Annotated in this window: 20 protein-coding genes and 1 pseudogene; 10 read left to right on the top strand and 11 right to left on the bottom strand. The window is 61.2% G+C overall.

Annotated features, from left to right (window positions below):
* The first annotated feature begins 118 nt into the window (after positions 1–118).
* The gene (locus HX807_RS18375) at positions 119–805 is read left to right on the top strand and encodes a tyrosine-protein phosphatase (protein ID WP_102604429.1); all 687 of its coding nucleotides are present in this window, start codon (positions 119–121) and stop codon (positions 803–805) included.
* 27 nt (positions 806–832) lie between these two features.
* Here the strand turns inward: HX807_RS18375 and HX807_RS18380 are convergent, their stop codons facing one another.
* Positions 833–1,105 (bottom strand): YheV family putative zinc ribbon protein, encoded by a 273-nt coding sequence (locus tag HX807_RS18380; protein ID WP_003214872.1) that lies wholly within the window; start codon positions 1,103–1,105, stop codon positions 833–835.
* Positions 1,102–3,153 (bottom strand): oligopeptidase A, encoded by a 2,052-nt coding sequence (prlC, locus tag HX807_RS18385; protein WP_003214874.1) that lies wholly within the window; start codon positions 3,151–3,153, stop codon positions 1,102–1,104. Before prlC ends, HX807_RS18380 begins: the two co-directional genes overlap by 4 nt.
* A 102-nt stretch (positions 3,154–3,255) precedes the next feature.
* Here prlC and HX807_RS18390 point away from each other — a divergent pair, with 102 nt between their 5' ends.
* Both HX807_RS18390 and HX807_RS18395 read left to right on the top strand, forming a co-directional pair.
* The gene (locus HX807_RS18390; RefSeq protein ID WP_134325495.1) at positions 3,256–3,798 is read left to right on the top strand and encodes a gamma carbonic anhydrase family protein; all 543 of its coding nucleotides are present in this window, start codon (positions 3,256–3,258) and stop codon (positions 3,796–3,798) included.
* 11 nt (positions 3,799–3,809) lie between these two features.
* The gene (locus HX807_RS18395; RefSeq protein WP_134325494.1) at positions 3,810–4,463 is read left to right on the top strand and encodes an HAD family hydrolase; all 654 of its coding nucleotides are present in this window, start codon (positions 3,810–3,812) and stop codon (positions 4,461–4,463) included.
* A 96-nt stretch (positions 4,464–4,559) separates the two neighbouring features.
* On the opposite strand, the gene HX807_RS18400 is transcribed toward HX807_RS18395, so the two are convergent.
* On the bottom strand, positions 4,560–5,615 hold the full coding sequence (locus tag HX807_RS18400) for an aminopeptidase (RefSeq protein ID WP_177035387.1): 1,056 nt from the start codon (positions 5,613–5,615) through the stop codon (positions 4,560–4,562).
* Positions 5,616–5,757: 142 nt separating this feature from the next.
* Here HX807_RS18400 and HX807_RS18405 point away from each other — a divergent pair, with 142 nt between their 5' ends.
* Complete coding sequence (locus HX807_RS18405; RefSeq protein ID WP_177020348.1) at positions 5,758–6,180, top strand: hypothetical protein; 423 nt, start codon at positions 5,758–5,760, stop codon at positions 6,178–6,180.
* On the opposite strand, the gene HX807_RS18410 is transcribed toward HX807_RS18405, so the two are convergent.
* On the bottom strand, positions 6,181–6,420 hold the full coding sequence (locus HX807_RS18410; RefSeq protein WP_003214887.1) for a DUF1161 domain-containing protein: 240 nt from the start codon (positions 6,418–6,420) through the stop codon (positions 6,181–6,183).
* Positions 6,421–6,533: 113 nt separating this feature from the next.
* Complete coding sequence (locus HX807_RS18415) at positions 6,534–6,965, bottom strand: OsmC family protein (RefSeq protein ID WP_008439587.1); 432 nt, start codon at positions 6,963–6,965, stop codon at positions 6,534–6,536.
* A 217-nt stretch (positions 6,966–7,182) separates the two neighbouring features.
* On the opposite strand from HX807_RS18415, the gene HX807_RS18420 reads away from it, so the two are divergent.
* The gene (locus tag HX807_RS18420; RefSeq protein WP_087694564.1) at positions 7,183–8,184 is read left to right on the top strand and encodes an LLM class flavin-dependent oxidoreductase; all 1,002 of its coding nucleotides are present in this window, start codon (positions 7,183–7,185) and stop codon (positions 8,182–8,184) included.
* A 118-nt stretch (positions 8,185–8,302) separates the two neighbouring features.
* On the opposite strand, the gene HX807_RS18425 is transcribed toward HX807_RS18420, so the two are convergent.
* Both HX807_RS18425 and HX807_RS18430 read right to left on the bottom strand, forming a co-directional pair.
* Positions 8,303–8,530 carry a DUF1161 domain-containing protein gene (locus HX807_RS18425; protein WP_003214893.1) on the bottom strand — a complete coding sequence of 76 codons (228 nt, stop codon included), beginning with the start codon at positions 8,528–8,530 and terminating at the stop codon, positions 8,303–8,305.
* A 117-nt stretch (positions 8,531–8,647) separates the two neighbouring features.
* A complete protein-coding gene (locus tag HX807_RS18430; RefSeq protein WP_008439585.1) occupies positions 8,648–8,863 on the bottom strand; it encodes a dodecin in 216 nt (71 codons plus the stop codon).
* Between the two features lie 156 nt (positions 8,864–9,019).
* Here HX807_RS18430 and HX807_RS18435 point away from each other — a divergent pair, with 156 nt between their 5' ends.
* Positions 9,020–9,346, top strand: a complete 327-nt coding sequence (locus HX807_RS18435) for a YqjD family protein (protein WP_003170746.1) — start codon at positions 9,020–9,022, stop codon at positions 9,344–9,346.
* On the opposite strand, the gene HX807_RS18440 is transcribed toward HX807_RS18435, so the two are convergent.
* Positions 9,343–10,239 carry a LysR family transcriptional regulator gene (locus tag HX807_RS18440; protein ID WP_177022427.1) on the bottom strand — a complete coding sequence of 299 codons (897 nt, stop codon included), beginning with the start codon at positions 10,237–10,239 and terminating at the stop codon, positions 9,343–9,345. The genes HX807_RS18435 and HX807_RS18440 overlap by 4 nt on opposite strands.
* Before the next feature lie 109 nt (positions 10,240–10,348).
* On the opposite strand from HX807_RS18440, the gene trpB reads away from it, so the two are divergent.
* From trpB to HX807_RS31705, 4 genes and pseudogenes are all read left to right on the top strand, one after another.
* A complete protein-coding gene (trpB, locus tag HX807_RS18445; protein ID WP_010168558.1) occupies positions 10,349–11,575 on the top strand; it encodes a tryptophan synthase subunit beta in 1,227 nt (408 codons plus the stop codon).
* Positions 11,575–12,384: a tryptophan synthase subunit alpha gene (trpA, locus tag HX807_RS18450; protein WP_003214901.1), complete on the top strand. Its 810-nt coding sequence runs from the start codon at positions 11,575–11,577 to the stop codon at positions 12,382–12,384. Before trpB ends, trpA begins: the two co-directional genes overlap by 1 nt.
* Before the next feature lie 139 nt (positions 12,385–12,523).
* Positions 12,524–12,970 (top strand): anti-virulence regulator CigR family protein, encoded by a 447-nt coding sequence (locus tag HX807_RS18455; RefSeq protein ID WP_008439582.1) that lies wholly within the window; start codon positions 12,524–12,526, stop codon positions 12,968–12,970.
* A 21-nt stretch (positions 12,971–12,991) separates the two neighbouring features.
* Positions 12,992–13,081, top strand: a pseudogene (locus HX807_RS31705) (outer membrane lipoprotein carrier protein LolA); the annotation flags it as partial.
* Here HX807_RS31705 and HX807_RS18460 read toward each other — a convergent pair.
* The 3 genes from HX807_RS18460 to HX807_RS18470 form a co-directional block, all read right to left on the bottom strand.
* A complete protein-coding gene (locus HX807_RS18460) occupies positions 13,074–14,378 on the bottom strand; it encodes an MFS transporter (protein WP_008439581.1) in 1,305 nt (434 codons plus the stop codon). The pseudogene HX807_RS31705 and the gene HX807_RS18460 overlap by 8 nt on opposite strands.
* Positions 14,379–14,558: 180 nt before the next feature.
* Positions 14,559–15,707: a galactonate dehydratase gene (gene dgoD / locus HX807_RS18465; RefSeq protein WP_003213645.1), complete on the bottom strand. Its 1,149-nt coding sequence runs from the start codon at positions 15,705–15,707 to the stop codon at positions 14,559–14,561.
* A gap of 33 nt (positions 15,708–15,740) precedes the next feature.
* Positions 15,741–16,361: a 2-dehydro-3-deoxy-6-phosphogalactonate aldolase gene (locus HX807_RS18470; RefSeq protein ID WP_177050661.1), complete on the bottom strand. Its 621-nt coding sequence runs from the start codon at positions 16,359–16,361 to the stop codon at positions 15,741–15,743.
* Positions 16,362–16,369: the final 8 nt, after the last annotated feature.

Below are 16,369 nucleotides of genomic sequence, written 5' to 3' on the forward strand. Positions count from 1 at the left end.
AAAAATCTGCCCGGAGCCGGCTTATTCACGATTCTTTGACGAGTACCTCACACGGCATTGACCCCCTGTAGGCGAATCTGGGCCCCATCAGCCCCTTCCCTATTCGGTTACATCGCGCATGTTCAAGAATCAATTGCTGCCTGCCGTCAGCCTCGTGTTCATGGCGCTGTTCACCACCGCACCGTCCCAGGCCGAAGAGCTCACGCCCATTCGTTCGTTGGAATGGGCCCAGCCGGTGGGCAATCAATACAACCTGTATCAAATGACGCCCACGCTCTATCGCAGCGCGCTGCCGGATAGCGGTGCTGTTCCTGTATTGGAAAAGCTCAAGATCGGTACGGTGATCAACTTTCTGCCCGAGTCCGATGCCAAGTGGCTGAAATCACCCGGTATCAACCAAGTGCAATTGTCTTATCGCACCAACCATGTCGATGACGCCGATGTGCTCGCAGCGTTGCGTGCGATTCAGGATGCCGAAGCCAACGGCCCGGTGCTGATGCACTGCAAACACGGCTCCGACCGCACGGGCCTGATGGCGGCGATGTATCGGGTGGTGATTCAGGGATGGAGCAAGGAAGACGCGCTGAACGAAATGACCTTGGGCGGCTTCGGCGCCAGTAGCGGCTTCAAGGACGGCGTTCGCTACATGATGAAGGCGGATGTCGACAAGTTACGCACTGCACTGGCCAACGGCGAGTGCAGCACCAGCGCCTTTGCGCTGTGCTCGATGAAAAGCTGGCTGAATACCGCGGACAACGCCAAAGACCCGGCCGAGGAAAAAACCGCCTGGGTGGTCGCTCCCTGAGCCATCAACCCAGGGAGCGCTTCTCGGTCAGTCTTTTTTCAGCTTCGGATTAGGGAAGAACTGCACCGCCTGCACCTTGGGGTCCGGTGCTTTCAACGCCGACGTATTGACCCGCGTACCCAATTCCTTGGGCACTGACAGACCTTGTTCATTCAGCGTGTCGGAGTAGCCGCAAGCCACGCATTCGCGGTGCGGAACATCGTCCTCGCTCCACATCATCAACTTGTCCGGCTCGCTGCACGCCGGGCAGACTGCCCCGGCGATAAAGCGTTTTTTAGTTTTCACAGGTGCTTCACTCATGCTGCCGCGTCCTCACTCAGGCCGCTGTGGCGCAAGAGTGCGTCAATCGACGGCGCCCGTCCGCGGAAATCGACGAACAGCACCATCGGTGCCTGGGAACCGCCACGGGCCAGGATCGCCTCGCGGAACGCCCGGCCAGTCTCGGCATTGAGCACGCCATCTTCTTCGAACTTGGAGAAGGCATCGGCCGACAGCACTTCCGCCCACTTGTAGCTGTAGTAACCCGCAGCGTAACCGCCAGCGAAGATATGCGCGAAGCTGTTGGGGAAGCGGTTGTAGGCGGGCGGACGCATCACCGACACCTCATCACGCACGCCTTCCAGCACCTGCAGCACGCTGCGGCCATCGCCATGGGTAGCGTGCAGCTCAAAGTCGAACAGCGAGAACTCCAACTGGCGAACCATCATCAGGCCGGACTGGAAGTTCTTCGCCGCGAGCATTTTTTCCAGCAGGTCCTGTGGCAGCGGCTCACCGGTTTCATAGTGACCGGAAATCAGCGCCAGGCCTTCCGGCTCCCAGCACCAGTTTTCCATGAACTGGCTCGGCAACTCCACCGCATCCCAGGCCACGCCGTTGATGCCGGACACGCCGGCGTGTTCGACACGGGTCAACAGGTGGTGCAGGCCGTGGCCGAATTCGTGGAACAGCGTGGTCACTTCATTGTGGGTCAGCAGGGCAGGCTTGCCGCTGTCGGCCGGGGTGAAGTTGCACACCAGGTTGGCCACCGGGCTTTGCAGCACGCCATCAACCGTGCGGCGACGGTCACGGGCGCCGTCCATCCAGGCACCCCCACGCTTGTTGGCGCGGGCATACAGGTCGAAGAAGAAGCGGCCGACGTGCTGGCCGTTTTCCTTGATTTCGAACAGGCGAACATCCGGGTGCCAGGTGTCGAAGCCTTTCTGCTCGGCGATCTCGATGCCATACAGGCGTTGCACGATGGCGAACAGACCGCTGAGTACCTTGTCGATCGGGAAGTAGGCGCGCAGGGCTTCCTGGGAAACGCTGTAACGCTGCTCACGCAGTTTTTCGCCGTAGAAACCGCTGTCCCAGCTTTGCAGGTCCGCGCAGCCTTGTTCCGCGGCATAGGCCTTGAGCTGTTGCAGGTCCTGGGTGGCAAACGGCTTGCTGCGCTTGGCCAGGTCACGCAGGAAGCTCAGCACCTGGTCGCTGGACTCGGCCATTTTGGTGGCCAGGCTCAGCTCGGAGAACGAGGCGAAGCCCAGCAGTTGCGCCAGCTCCTGACGCAGGTCGAGGATCTGTTCCATGACCGGGCCATTATCATTCTGACCGGCATTCGGGCCTTGGTCCGACGCGCGGGTGCAGTAGGCTGCGTAGATTTCTTCACGCAGGGCGCGGTCGTGGGCGTAGGTCATCACCGCGTAGTAGCTTGGGAATTCCAGGGTGATCAGCCAGCCGTCGAGGCCCTTGGCCTGGGCAGCCGCAGCCATTTGCGCCTTGGAGGAATCGGTCAGGCCGGCGAGGGTTGCTTCGTCAGTGACGTGCTTGGTCCAGGCCTGGGTGGCATCGAGCAATTGGTTGGAGAACTTGCTGCCCAGTTCGGAGAGCTTGCTCTGCACTTCGGCATAACGCTTTTGCTGTTCAGGCGGCAAATCGATACCCGACAGACGGAAGTCCCGCAGGGAGTGTTCCAGGATGGTTTTTTGCGCCACGTCGAAGCCGGCGGCTTCCGGGCTGTTGGCCAGGGCGTCGAAGGCCTGGAACAACTCGCGGTTCTGGCCCATCTCGGTGGAGTAGGCGCTCAGTGCCGGCAGGCACGCCTCGTAGGCTTCCCGCAGTTCGGCGCTGTTGCACACGGCATTCAGGTGGCTGACCGGGCTCCAGGCGGCACCCAGGCGGTCATTGAGTTCGTCCATGGCCAGGACCAGCCCGGCCCAGGTCGGATTTTTACCCTGGCTTTGCAGGATGCCTTCGATGGCGACGCGGTTGTCGGCGAGGATCTGTTCAATGGCCGGCTGTACGTGCTCGGCACGGATCGCCGAGAACGGCGGCAGGTCGTAGGACTGCAGAAGAGGGTTGTTCGCGCTCACGGTTGGCACCTTGGCTGAAGAAACATGTAAGAACAAAGATGGGGCCATCTTAATTACAATCAACGCCCACCGCAGCTATCAGCAGAAGAGAGAGAGCCTATCGTGACCCTTCGCACCTACCAGAATCACACGCCGGCCCTGGCCGCCGGGGCTTTCGTCGATGCATCGGCGGTGGTGATCGGCGACGTCGAAATCGGCACCGACAGCTCGGTATGGCCGCTGACGGTGATTCGCGGCGACATGCACCGCATCCGCATCGGTGCGCGCACCAGCGTGCAGGACGGCTGCGTGCTGCACATTACCCACGCAGGCCCCTTCAATCCTGATGGTTTCCCGCTGCTGATCGGCGACGATGTGACCATTGCCCACAAGGTCATGCTGCATGGCTGCACGGTAGGCAGCCGGATCCTGATCGGCATGGGCAGCATTGTGATGGACGGCGCCGTGGTGGAAGACGAGGTGATCATCGGCGCCGGCAGCCTGGTGCCGCCGGGCAAGAAACTTGAGAGCGGTTTTTTGTATGTTGGCAGCCCGGTTAAACAAATCCGCCCGCTGATTGACAAGGAACGGGCATTTTTCACCTACAGCGCCGCGAACTACGTAAAGCTCAAAGACCTGCACCTGGCCGAAGGCTTCGACCAATGACAAGGACACCCATGCATTACCAGACCGTTTTGTTCGACCTCGATGGCACCCTCACCGACCCGCGCGAAGGCATCACCCGCTCGATCCAGTTCGCCCTCGCCAAACTGGGGATCGATGAGCCGGACCTGACCAAACTTGAGCACTTTATCGGCCCGCCGCTGCTGCAAGCGTTCATGCAGTTTTATGGCTTCGACGAAGCCAAGGCCTGGGAGGCGGTGAATTTCTACCGCGAGCGCTTCAAGGTCACCGGCCTGTACGAAAACCGCGTGTTCGACGGCGTGATGCCGCTGCTTGAGGAATTGAATGGCCAGGGCCGCCAGCTGTATGTAGCCACGTCCAAGCCTTGGGTATTTGCCCGGGAAATCGCCCGGCATTTTGATTTCGCCAAGCACTTCAAGATGATCTACGGCAGCGAGCTGGACGGCACGCGCACCAACAAGGTCGAGTTGATCGCCCACCTGATGGCGCAAGAAAGCCTGGACCCGGCCAGCACCTTGATGATTGGCGACCGCAAGCACGACCTGATCGGGGCCCGCAGCAATGGGCTGGATTCGGCGGCGGTGGGTTATGGGTTTGGCAGCCGTGAAGAGCTGAGTGCCGAGGCGCCGACCTGGCATTTCGAAACGTTGGCCGAGATGCATCAGGCGTTTTTGCAACGGCCTTGAATGCGCTATCGCAGGCAAGCCAGCTCCCACATTTGATCACGGTCGGCCAAGACAACTCAGTCAAATGTGGGAGCCGGGCTTGCCCGCGATGAGGCCCTACCGGCCAACCACTTGCCCGGATCCCTCCAACGCCCTCAGGGCCGCCTTGCGCTGATCCACCGGCAACCCGCCCAGCTTCTCCACCGCCGCAAAGAACTTCGGCCAATCCCCGCCTTCCTGCCGGAACAACGCGACGAACGCCGGCACCCACTGGTCATACAGCCCAAACGGCAGCAACCTTGCGTTGTTCATCGGTAGGTTGACCCAGGCGTCATAACGCTTGTCGCCACCCCACTGGCTATCGCGCATGTGCCGGTAGTCACTGCGCAGGCGCTCGAATTCAGCGGCCTTGGCCTGGCGCATGGCATCTGCCGTCAGCGGCTGCGCATACAACTGCTCCAGGCGTTTGCGGGTATCGAGCACCAGCCGGGTGAACTGGTCGCGCTGTTTCAGCGCCGACTCGCTGGCAGGCGGCAAGCCTTGGGCGGCGCGCCATTGCCGGGTACCTTCCTGCTCGACGAAGGTGGCGTACGACTCGTTGAACTCGGTGTCGTCCTTCACATAAAACCGCTGGTGCGCCAGCTCATGAAAAATCAGCGTGGCCAGGCGCTCGTCCCCCCAGCTCATCATCGAACTCATGATCGGGTCGTTGAACCAGCCGAGGGTGGAATAGGCCTCCACGCCGCCAATCGACACATCCATCCCTTGCTGCTTCAACAAAGCCGCCTGGCCGCGTGCGGCGCCCTGGTTGTAGTAGCCGCGATAGGCCACGCAACCGGCAATCGGGAAGCAGTGGGTTTGCGGGGACAGGGAAAATTCAGGCGTGGCGAACACGTTCCAGACCACGTAAGGGCGGCCGATATCGGCATACAGCCGGTAACTCTGGTTATCCGGCAGGTGCAGGTGTTCGCTGGCGAAGGTGCGGGCTTTCTGCGATTGCGCCAAGTGCTCGCGCAGCACCTGTGGCCGGGACGGGTCGGCGACGACCGCGGAGACCGGCTCCCGGGCACGCAGCAATTGCCATTGGCCGTCTGCCAGTTGGCTGTAATAACTGACGCTGGAACAGCCGCTGAGCAACAGCAGCATCAAGCCGGGAAGCAAACGCCTGACCATTCAAACCTCTCGCCGGTAACCATCCCGCCAGACTATCTCGCCTGTGGGGAATTTTTCCATGGCGTGGCGTGTTTATACTCATAGGGAGCGTGCTGCCGAACGCAGCCGTTCAAAAAACCATTCCTACAGTTGAGTGCTTAACATGCGTCAGCTACTGCTTCCCGTCGCCGCGATTTTTCTCAGTGCCTGTGCGTCGACGCCACTACCGCCGGTTGATCCACTCCAAGCCTGGGTCGACTTCGCTACCCCGACACCCGGCGCCAAGCTGGTAATGGCGCAACGCCTGGACGGGAAAAACCTGAACGACGGGCGCTTCTTCCAGGTGCCGCCTGGCAGCCATGAGCTGATGGTACGTTTTGATTTCGAGGTGCCTACCGGCGGCAGTTTCGGCGGGTTTGGCCAAACCACTGACCGTACCTGCTTCATGACCCTGCAATACGACCGTTTCGAGGCGGGCCAGCGCTATCGCCTGGAAGGGCGCTCACTGGGCTACAACCCGAATATCCGGCTGTACAACAAAGCGGGTCAATTGCTGGCCGAAGAACGTAGCGTCAACTGCATCTGATCAGTCGTTGTTCTTCTGGTAGACGATGGCTTTGGTGCCATTCTCACAGCTGCCGACAACCATGGCGCTGTCGTGCTTGTCAGCTTCTTCCTTGGTGACGATTTCGAGGGTGTAGGACGGAACGGCATTCGCCTGGATTTTGACCTCGATCTCCTTCCTGAGCTCTTCACAATCTTTTGGCGCCGCCAGCGCCGACGTGGCCAGTGCACAGCAGATAACCGCCAAGGCAATACGTTTCATGTGTGAAGCTCCTTGAATGCACGCGCACGGGTGTGCGCTGAGTCTGCAATCGGCTATTCGACCACATTTGCACCTGCAGGGGCGAGCAAGCTCACCCCTGCAAGGGGGTTGCATCAACTAACCAGCGTGCCATCCAGGGTAATGGTTGCGTTCAGTACCTTGGACACGGGGCATCCTTCCTTGGCCTTTTTGCTCAGCTCATCGAACTGCGCCTGGCTGGCGCCCGGGATCTTCGCCTTGAGGGTCAGGTGCACGGCAGTAATCGCAAAGCCACCGTCCACTTGGTCCAGGGTCACTTCGGCCTGGGTGTCGATGCTGTCGGCCTTGAGCCCGGCATCGCCGAGAATCATGGAAAACGCCATGGAGAAACAACCGGCATGGGCTGCGCCGATCAGTTCTTCAGGGTTGGTGCCCTTGCCACCTTCGAAACGGGCCTTGAAGCCGTAAGGCGCTTCACGCAGAACGCCGGTTTCGGTGGAAATGGAACCCAGGCCAGTCTTCAGGTCGCCTTCCCAATGCGCGGATGCTTTTTTAACAATACTCATAGCGGTCTCCTCGAACGGTGGTTTTGCGTCAGTAAGGGTTCTGAGGATAGACGCCACGGCAAAGTTCATCTTGTCGGAGAAACCTACCGATTAAGTAGGAAATTTCACCATCGCTATTGAATCTCGGGTATATGCCCTCATTGCATAGGACATGCACATGAAGCGGCAGGTTTTGGTTCGTCTAAGAAGCCTGCGCCCCCATTGGAGAAGCAGGCTTATGAAATCGCTGTCCGACGTAAAGTTCTCGACCCTCGACCTCGTGCCCGTGCGTGCCAACGGCAGCCCGGCGCAGTCGCTGCGCAATTCCCTGGACCTGGCCCAGCACGTGGAAAAATTCGGCTACAACCGTTTCTGGGTCGCCGAACACCACAATATGGACGGCATCGCCAGCTCGGCGACCTCGGTATTGCTGGGTTACCTGGCCGGTGGCACCTCGACGATCCGTGTCGGTTCCGGTGGGGTGATGCTGCCCAACCACGCACCGCTGGTGATCGCCGAGCAGTTCGGCACCCTGGAAAGCCTGTACCCGGGCCGCATCGACCTGGGCCTTGGCCGCGCACCAGGCTCCGACCAGATGACCGCCCGCGCGCTGCGCCGTGAACGCTCCGGCAGCGCTGATGATTTCCCGGAAGACGTGGCAGAACTGATGGCCTACCTCGGCCCGCGCACTCCGGACCAACGAGTGATCGCCGTACCCGGCACCGGCACCAACGTCCCTGTGTGGCTATTGGGCTCCAGCCTGTTCAGTGCGCAGCTGGCAGGCGAGCGCGGTTTGCCTTACGCCTTTGCCTCACATTTCGCACCGCGCCTGATGCATGAAGCGATTCGCGTCTATCGCAACCACTTCAAGCCTTCGGCCGTGCTGGACAAGCCCTACGTGATGCTCGGCATCCCGCTGGTGGCCGCCGACACCGATGAGCAAGCCGATTACCTGGCCACCTCGGTGTACCAGCGAATCCTCGCGCTGATGCGTGGGCAAAGCCTGGTGCAGCGCCCGCCGGTCAAGACCATGGACGGCCTGTGGCTGCCCCATGAGAAAGACGCCGTGGGCAGTTTCCTCGGCCTGGCCATGGTGGGCAGCCCGCAGAAGATCCGCGCCAAGCTGGAAGTGCTGGTGGAGCAGACCGGCGCGGATGAGCTGATCTTCACCTGTGACCTGTACGAGCATGCCGACCGGATTCATTCCTACGAGCTGCTGGCGCAGGTCATGAAGGGCTGAATCCAGGAGTGAGGCGGGACGCAGAGCATCCCAGGCTTCATTCCCACGCGGAGCGAGGGATCGCAGGCATAAAAAAACCGACGCACTCGCGTCGGTTTTTTACGTCTGCAACACGGGATCACCCGCGCTTGTAGGCGATTTCCTTGGTACCGGCTTCACAGCTGCCGACAACCGTGTGGTCACTAGGTGCAGCACCTTTGTCCACGATTTCCAGGGAGTAGCCCGAAGCGCCTTTAGCGTCGATTTTCGCCGCAATCTCGCTTTTCAGCTCTTCACAAGGCTTGCCCGCCGCCAGGGCCGTGCCCGCAATGCTCAACAAACCTACCGCCAACAAAAAGTTCTTCATCCGTCACTTCCTTGGGTTGATCGAAAGGAAGCACGCCGACGCTCGTCACGTCGACGTGCCTAAAGGTTGTAGCGGAGTTTATGGCAATCGGCCAGCGCGCAAGTTCAACCGGCTCAATCAACTACTGGCAATTCGGAACCCCACCTTGAGGGTGACCTGGAAATGCGCAGCCTTGCCATCCTTGATGTGGCCACGGGTTTCGGTCACTTCAAACCACTCCAAGTGCTTGATGCTCTTGCTGGCTTCAGCCAGGGCATTGTTGATGGCCTCCTCGATGCTGGTCGCGGAAGAGCCCACCAGTTCGACTTTCTTGTAGGTGTGATGATCACTCATAAGTTTTTCTCCTGGGGTCGTTAATCAAGACTAGCAGTGAATTCTCGTACTGCTTCTGGCGGCTATTGCGATGTGAAAGTTCAGATTTACTGCACTTTCTGAAACCGCCGCAGTCGGAAACAACACACGCAACTCAATCACTCCAGGAGAGCCCACATGGCCAACACCTCTTTACGCAAAGCGTCATTGGAAAGCATGGAAGCCGAGATTTCGAGCCTGCTCAAATCTTTGGAAAGCCTCAAGGACGATGCGTCTGACGAGTCGCGCAAAACCCTGAAGGCCCTGAAAAGCAATGCCGAGAACGCCCTCAAGCATTCCCGCCACCTGATCAGCGATGCCTACGAAGAAAGCAAAGTCAAAATCCGCGAAACCGGTGTTGCAACACGGGACTACGCGCAAGAGCATCCATGGACTACCGCCGGTGTCGCCGTCGGCGCGCTGGGTCTGCTGGCAGCTTACTTGCTGTGCAAACGCGGCGACTAAACGTCCTGGCGCGCAAGCTCAGCCTTGAGCCACTGCGCCAGTTGCCCGGCGCGCCCATCTGCGGCGCGCTTGGGTAGCCACAACGCCAGTTGCGCCGGGGTTTCACTGAAACCCCACGGCGCAACCAGGCGACCCGCTCGCAGGTCCTCTGCCACCAGCGGCTCAGGCGCAATTGCTACCCCCAGCCCGGCCACCGCCGCCTCCAGCAAATAATACAAATGCTCAAACCCCTGACCGTACTTCAACGCGCCAGCGTCGATCCCATGGTGCTGCGCCCAGCTGGGCCAGGCTTGCGGGCGTGAGGTAGTGTGCAACAGGGCCTCATTCAGCAGCGCCTCGGGAGGCGCCTGGCGCAATCGCTCGTAATGGGCAAAACGCGGGCTCATGACCGGGCCGATGCGTTCGCTGGCCAATTCGTACACCTGCATATCCGCCGGCCATGGGGGTTCGGCGAACACCAGCAGCGCGTCCAGGCCGGGGCGACGCGGGTCAAGATCGCCTTCACCCGCCGACAGATGCAGGCGCAAATCCGGCAACTCGGCGTTCAGGCGCCCCAGACGCGGAATAAACCAGCGCGCCAGCAGGCTGCCGGAGCAGCCGAGCACAAACGGCGCATCGGCACTGCTTTGCGTGAGCTCGGCGCAAGTGTCCCTCAGTCGCTCGAAGGCCTCGAAACTCGCATCTCGCAGGCGAATGCCGGAATCTGTGAGTTTGAGGCCGCGCCCGTCCTTGGCGAACAGGCTTACACCAAGGTGTTCTTCCAACACCTTCAGCTGCCGGCTGACCGCACCATGGGTCACGTGCAGTTGCTCAGCGGCCTGGCTAACGCTGTTCAGGCGCGCAGTCGCCTCAAAAGCGCGCAAGGCATTCAGCGGTGGGAGGTCTCGGCTCATCTGTGAGTTTTCCTGACAGGTTGTGGCGATCTTATCGGTTTTCACGCGGAAGCGTCAGGGGTAGAGTGACCGTCATTGCCTCTTACACATTTTCTACCTGGAGCGTCCCATGACTCAGACCCAGACCGATTTACGCAACGGCCCGGATGCCAATGGCCTGTTTGGTTCGTTCGGCGGCCGCTACGTGGCGGAAACCCTGATGCCGTTGATCCTTGACCTGGCCCGCGAATACGAAGCGGCCAAGATCGATCCGGCCTTCAACGAAGAACTGGCCTACTTCCAGCGCGACTACGTCGGACGCCCAAGCCCGCTGTACTTCGCCGAGCGCCTGACCGAGTTCTGCGGTGGCGCCAAGATCTACCTCAAGCGCGAAGAGCTGAACCACACCGGCGCCCACAAGATCAACAACTGCATCGGCCAGATCCTGCTGGCGCGGCGCATGGGTAAAAAACGCATCATCGCCGAGACCGGCGCCGGCATGCACGGTGTGGCCACGGCCACCGTCGCCGCGCGTTTCGGCCTGCAATGCGTGATCTACATGGGCACCACCGACATCGAGCGCCAACAGGCCAACGTATTTCGCATGAAGCTGCTGGGCGCTGAAGTGATACCGGTGGTCGCCGGCACCGGCACCCTGAAAGACGCGATGAACGAAGCCCTGCGTGACTGGGTCACCAACGTCGACAGCACCTTCTACCTGATCGGCACCGTGGCCGGTCCGCACCCGTACCCAGCCATGGTTCGCGACTTCCAGGCCGTGATCGGCAAGGAAACCCGTACCCAGCTGCAAGCCCAGGAAGGCCGCCTGCCCGACAGCCTGGTGGCGTGCATCGGCGGCGGTTCCAATGCCATGGGCCTGTTCCACCCGTTCCTGGATGACACCAGCGTCGAAATCATCGGCGTTGAAGCGGCCGGCTACGGCATCGAGACCGGCAAACACGCGGCCAGCCTCAACGGCGGCGTCCCGGGCGTACTGCACGGCAACCGTACCTTCCTGTTGCAGGACGACGATGGCCAGATCATCGACGCCCACTCGATCTCCGCGGGCCTCGACTACCCGGGCATCGGCCCTGAACACGCCTGGTTGCACGACATCGGCCGCGTCCAGTACACCTCGGTGACCGACGACGAAGCCCTCGACGCCTTTCACAAATGCTGCCGCCTGGAAGGGATTATTCCTGCACTGGAAAGCGCCCACGCCTTGGCCGAAGTGTTCAAGCGCGCGCCGACCTTACCGAAAGATCACCTGATGGTGGTCAACCTGTCCGGCCGTGGCGACAAAGACATGCAAACCGTGATGCACCACATGGAACAGTCCCAGCAGGAGAAACACTGATGAGCCGCCTGCAAACACGTTTTGCGCAACTGAAAGAACAAAACCGCGCCGCCCTGGTGACCTTCGTCACCGCCGGTGACCCGGGTTATGACACCTCGCTGGCGATCCTCAAGGGCTTGCCGGCGGCCGGCGCCGATGTAATCGAGCTGGGCATGCCGTTCACCGACCCGATGGCCGATGGCCCGGCCATTCAACTGGCCAACATCCGCGCACTGACCGCCAAGCAGAACCTCACGAAAACCCTGCAAATGGTTCGCGAGTTCCGCGAGGGCAACAGCGACACGCCGCTGGTGCTGATGGGCTACTTCAACCCGATCCACATGTACGGCGTGCCACGCTTCATCAGCGATGCGAAAGAAGCCGGCGTCGACGGCCTGATCGTGGTCGACATGCCGCCGGAACATAACGGCGAGCTGTGCGACCCGGCCCAGGCTGCCGGTATCGACTTTATCCGCCTGACCACGCCGACCACCGACGACGCGCGCCTGCCGACCGTGCTCAACGGCAGCTCAGGGTTTGTGTACTACGTCTCGGTGGCCGGTGTGACCGGTGCCGGCGCCGCGACCCTGGAACACGTCGAAGAGGCCGTGACCCGTCTACGTCGGCATACCGACCTGCCGATCAGCATCGGTTTCGGCATACGCACCCCGGAGCAGGCCGCTGCAATCGCCCGCTTGGCAGACGGTGTGGTGGTGGGGTCGGCACTGATCGACCACATCGCCAACGCCAGCAATGATCAACAGGCCATCGACGGTGTATTGACCCTGTGCTCGGCGCTGTCGGAAGGTGTACGCAACGCCCGTAAGTAAGCGGCTCGTAAGCGGTAGGTAAAGTTCCTGATACAGAGGAATCATGCTGGCAAATCAGTACCTAAGCTAACAAGACCAAGGGATTTCGAACGTGGTTCGAGATCCCTTTTTGTTGTTCGTGCAGTTGAGGAAACCCCTGATGAAAATGCCTAAACGTGTGATAGCCGGTCTGGGTGTGCTGTTGCTCGGCGCCAGCGCGCTGGTGCAAGCCGCACCGTATGACCAAGGCGGCGGACCTGACCGTGGCGGCCCGCCGGGCCAGCAGAACGATCACCGTGGCGATGACCATCGCGGGCCCCAGGACAACCACCGTGGCGGTCCTCCTCAGGACTTCGGCCCTGTGAGACAGGTCATCCGCGATAACCATGGCGACTTTCGCCGTGGCGCACCGCCGCCTCCCGGCATCCACCTGGTGCGCGGCCAGCGCCTGCCGCCAAACTACTATGGTGAGCGCCTGGACCCTCGGGCTCTGTCGCATCTGCCGCAATACCCTGGCTACGAATGGCGCCGCTCGGGTGGGGACATCGTGTTGATCGCGATTGGCACCAGCATCGTTTATCAAATCCTGGATGGCGCGCTGTACTAGTAGCTCCCTGTAGGAGCGAGCTTGCTCGCGAAAACCGTTAACGATACCGCGGGGCATCTGACACCCCGCGGCGCTCTGAGGTTTTTCGCGAGCAAGCTCGCTCCTACAGTTCTATACGCTCGACCTTGCCGACCAGCAAGATGTAGGACAACGCCCCCAGCAACGCCAGCACCGCGATGTACGTAATCGCCGGTGCAAACGAATCCCCTGTCGCCAGAAAGCCAATCACGATCGGCGTGGTAATCGCCGACAGATTGCCGATGAAGTTGAACACCCCTCCGGTCAGCCCCAGCAGCCTTGCCGGCGCCAGGGTCGACACCAGCGACCAGGTGATCGACGCCAGGCCATTGCCGAAAAACGCCACCGCCAGAAACGCAATCACCCACGCCGTGGAATCAACAAAGTTGGCGCCGATGATCGCCGTGGAAATCAACAGCCCGCCAATGATCGGCAACTTGCGCGCAAACCCCACGGACGCTCCCCGGCGAATCAGCCAATCGGAAAACAGCCCCGAACACAGCACCCCGACAAACGCTGCCAGAAACGGCAGCGACGCCAGCAGGCCGGACTTGATGAAGTCCATGCCGCGATATTTCACCAGGTAGGTCGGAAACCACGTCAGGAAAAACCACAACGTGGAATTCAGGCAGAACTGCCCCAAGTAGATCCCCCACAGTTTGCGCTTGCTCAACACGATGCCGAGGTCGACCCAGCTGAACGGTGCCTTGGCCGCCTGCGCCTGGATGTCCACCAACCCGCCGCCTTCGCGGATCAGCTCGATTTCCGCCGCATTCGCGCCTTTGAAATCCCGTGGCTCGCGGTACACCGCGTACCAGATCAACGCCCACACAATGCCCACGCCGCCGGTGGCGACAAACACCATGTGCCAGCCAAAGGCGTGTTGCAGCCAGGCCAATACCGGCGTGAGAAACGCCAGCCCGACAAACTGCCCGGAGGTGTAGACGCCAATCGCCGTGGCTCGCTCACGCTCAGGGAACCAGGTGGTGACCACGCGGCTGTTGATCGGGTAGGCCGGGGCCTCCAGGGCGCCCACCGCCATGCGCAATACGAACAGCGCGATGAAGCTGGCGGCGAAACCGAGCATCACCGTGGCCACCGACCACAGCAGCAGGGCGACGCTGTAGAGAATGCGCGGCGGCACCCGGTCCACCAGCCAGCCGCCGGGAATCTGCATGGCCGCGTAGGTCCAGCCGAACGCGGAGAAGATCAACCCGACATGCACCGGGTCGATCCCCAGCTCGCTGGTCAGGGCCGGAGCGGCAATCGACAGGTTGCTGCGGTCCAGGTAGTTGATCACCACGGTGATGAACAGCAGCACCATGATGAAGAAACGCTTTCGGCTGGGCGTGACTAAAGAAGCCTGCCCGGTGAAGGACTCGGATTGCATGGGGGTTGCCTCTTCTTATGGTTATTGAGGACAGGTCTTACTGAAGAAACCGAATCAAATGTGGGAGCGGGCTTGCTCGCGAAAGCGGTCTACCAGCAGCGGAGGTGTTGACTGACACTCCGCCTTCGCGAGCAAGCCCGCTCCCACATTGACCGGGTTTTCACCTCAAATTCGCGGTGTTTACCACTCCGCGAAGCTGCCATCGGCATGCCGCCAGATCGGATTGCGCCAGCGATGCCCGATGGCCGCGCGTTCGATCACGTATTCCTCGTTGATCTCGATGCCCAGGCCTGGCCCGTTGGGGATTTTCACAAAGCCCTGGTCGTAGTCGAAAACACCCGGATCGCGCACGTAATCCAGCAGGTCATTGCTCTCGTTGTAGTGAATGCCCAGGCTCTGTTCCTGGATGAACGCGTTGTAGCAAACCGCATCCAGCTGCAGGCACGCTGCCAGGGCAATCGGGCCGAGCGGGCAGTGCAGGGCGAGGGCCACGTCGTAGGCTTCGGCCATGTTGGCAATCTTGCGGGTTTCGGTGATACCGCCGGCGTGGGAAGCATCCGGCTGGATGATGTCGACGTAGCCTTCGCTGAGCACGCGCTTGAAGTCCCAGCGCGAGAACAGGCGCTCGCCGAGGGCAATCGGGGTGCTGGTGAGCGGCGCCAGCTCTTTCAGCGCTTCGTAGTTTTCGCTGAGCACCGGCTCTTCGATAAACATCAGTTTGTAGGGATCGAGTTCCTTCATCAGCACCTTGGCCATGGGTTTGTGCACCCGGCCATGGAAGTCGACGCCGATGCCGACGTTCGGACCGACCGCATCCCGCACGGCGGCGACGTTGGCCAGGGCCTGGTCGACTTTTTCGAAGCTGTCGAGAAATTGCAGCTCTTCGGTGCCGTTCATTTTCACCGCGGTAAAACCACGGGCCACGGCTTCCTTGGCGGCGCGGGCAGTGTCGGCCGGGCGGTCGCCACCGATCCACGAATACACGCGGATCTTGTCGCGCACCTGGCCACCCAGCAGGTCGCTGACCGACACGCCGAGGGCCTTGCCCTTGATGTCCCACAGCGCCTGGTCGATACCGGCGAGAGCGCTCATATGGATCGCGCCGCCACGGTAGAAACCGCCGCGATAGAGCACGGTCCAGATGTCCTCGATATTGCGTGGGTCCTTGCCGATCAAGTAGTCGGACAATTCCTCGACGGCGGCAGCCACGGTATGGGCGCGGCCCTCGACAACGGGCTCGCCCCAACCAGTCACGCCCTGGTCGGTTTCAACCTTGAGGAAGCACCAGCGCGGCGGGACGATGAAGGTGGTCAGTTTGGTGATTTTCATCTTCTTATCTCTCTTGTAGATGGAGAACGCTGATCAGCCCAAGGCATGCCAGGCGGCGACGTAGGCCTGGGCGTTGCTCGCCACTTGGGCGACGCTCATGCCCGGCTTGAATAACCCGGAGCCCAGGCCGAAGCCCTTGACGCCCGCGTCGAAAAATACCTGCATGTTGTCCGGGGTGATGCCGCCCACCGGCAGCAGCACGGTGCCGGCGGGCAGTACCGCGAGCCAGGCCTTGACCACCGCCGGGCCCATTTGCTCGGCCGGGAACAGCTTCAGCACGTCGGCGCCTTCGGCCAGCGCGGCAAACGCTTCGGTGGGCGTGGCCACACCCGGCGACAGATACAGGCCCGCGGCCTTGGCGGCTCGCAGCACCTTGGCATCGCTATGGGGCATGACGATCACCTGGCCGCCGGCGGCTTTGACTTGATCGACCTGTTCCGGGGTCAGCACGGTGCCGGCGCCGATCAGGCAATCGGCGGGGAGGCCGTCCCGCAGGATGCGGATGCTGGAATAAGGATCCGGCGAGTTCAGCGGCACTTCGATCACCCTGAAGCCCGCCGTGTACAACACCTCGCCGATCGCCAGCGCCTCCTCCGGTCGCAGGCCGCGCAGGATCGCGATCAAACCGTTGTGTGTCAGTGCTTGCTTGAGCATGTCGGGCC

The organism is Pseudomonas sp. D8002, assembly GCF_013385695.1.
GTDB lineage: Bacteria > Pseudomonadota > Gammaproteobacteria > Pseudomonadales > Pseudomonadaceae > Aquipseudomonas.

Bases quoted from the DNA above. Each gene is read 5' to 3' on its own strand.
- HX807_RS18375 (WP_102604429.1), top strand. From the start codon at position 119: ATGTTCAAGAATCAATTGCTGCCTGCCGTCAGCCTCGTGTTCATGGCG.
- HX807_RS18380 (WP_003214872.1), bottom strand. From the start codon at position 1,105: ATGAGTGAAGCACCTGTGAAAACTAAAAAACGCTTTATCGCCGGGGCA.
- HX807_RS18395 (WP_134325494.1), top strand. From the start codon at position 3,810: ATGCATTACCAGACCGTTTTGTTCGACCTCGATGGCACCCTCACCGAC.
- HX807_RS18400 (WP_177035387.1), bottom strand. From the start codon at position 5,615: ATGGTCAGGCGTTTGCTTCCCGGCTTGATGCTGCTGTTGCTCAGCGGC.
- HX807_RS18405 (WP_177020348.1), top strand. From the start codon at position 5,758: ATGCGTCAGCTACTGCTTCCCGTCGCCGCGATTTTTCTCAGTGCCTGT.
- HX807_RS18410 (WP_003214887.1), bottom strand. From the start codon at position 6,420: ATGAAACGTATTGCCTTGGCGGTTATCTGCTGTGCACTGGCCACGTCG.
- HX807_RS18415 (WP_008439587.1), bottom strand. From the start codon at position 6,965: ATGAGTATTGTTAAAAAAGCATCCGCGCATTGGGAAGGCGACCTGAAG.
- HX807_RS18420 (WP_087694564.1), top strand. From the start codon at position 7,183: ATGAAATCGCTGTCCGACGTAAAGTTCTCGACCCTCGACCTCGTGCCC.
- HX807_RS18425 (WP_003214893.1), bottom strand. From the start codon at position 8,530: ATGAAGAACTTTTTGTTGGCGGTAGGTTTGTTGAGCATTGCGGGCACG.
- HX807_RS18430 (WP_008439585.1), bottom strand. From the start codon at position 8,863: ATGAGTGATCATCACACCTACAAGAAAGTCGAACTGGTGGGCTCTTCC.
- HX807_RS18435 (WP_003170746.1), top strand. From the start codon at position 9,020: ATGGCCAACACCTCTTTACGCAAAGCGTCATTGGAAAGCATGGAAGCC.
- HX807_RS18440 (WP_177022427.1), bottom strand. From the start codon at position 10,239: ATGAGCCGAGACCTCCCACCGCTGAATGCCTTGCGCGCTTTTGAGGCG.
- trpB (WP_010168558.1), top strand. From the start codon at position 10,349: ATGACTCAGACCCAGACCGATTTACGCAACGGCCCGGATGCCAATGGC.
- trpA (WP_003214901.1), top strand. From the start codon at position 11,575: ATGAGCCGCCTGCAAACACGTTTTGCGCAACTGAAAGAACAAAACCGC.
- HX807_RS18455 (WP_008439582.1), top strand. From the start codon at position 12,524: ATGAAAATGCCTAAACGTGTGATAGCCGGTCTGGGTGTGCTGTTGCTC.
- HX807_RS18460 (WP_008439581.1), bottom strand. From the start codon at position 14,378: ATGCAATCCGAGTCCTTCACCGGGCAGGCTTCTTTAGTCACGCCCAGC.
- dgoD (WP_003213645.1), bottom strand. From the start codon at position 15,707: ATGAAAATCACCAAACTGACCACCTTCATCGTCCCGCCGCGCTGGTGC.
- HX807_RS18470 (WP_177050661.1), bottom strand. From the start codon at position 16,361: ATGCTCAAGCAAGCACTGACACACAACGGTTTGATCGCGATCCTGCGC.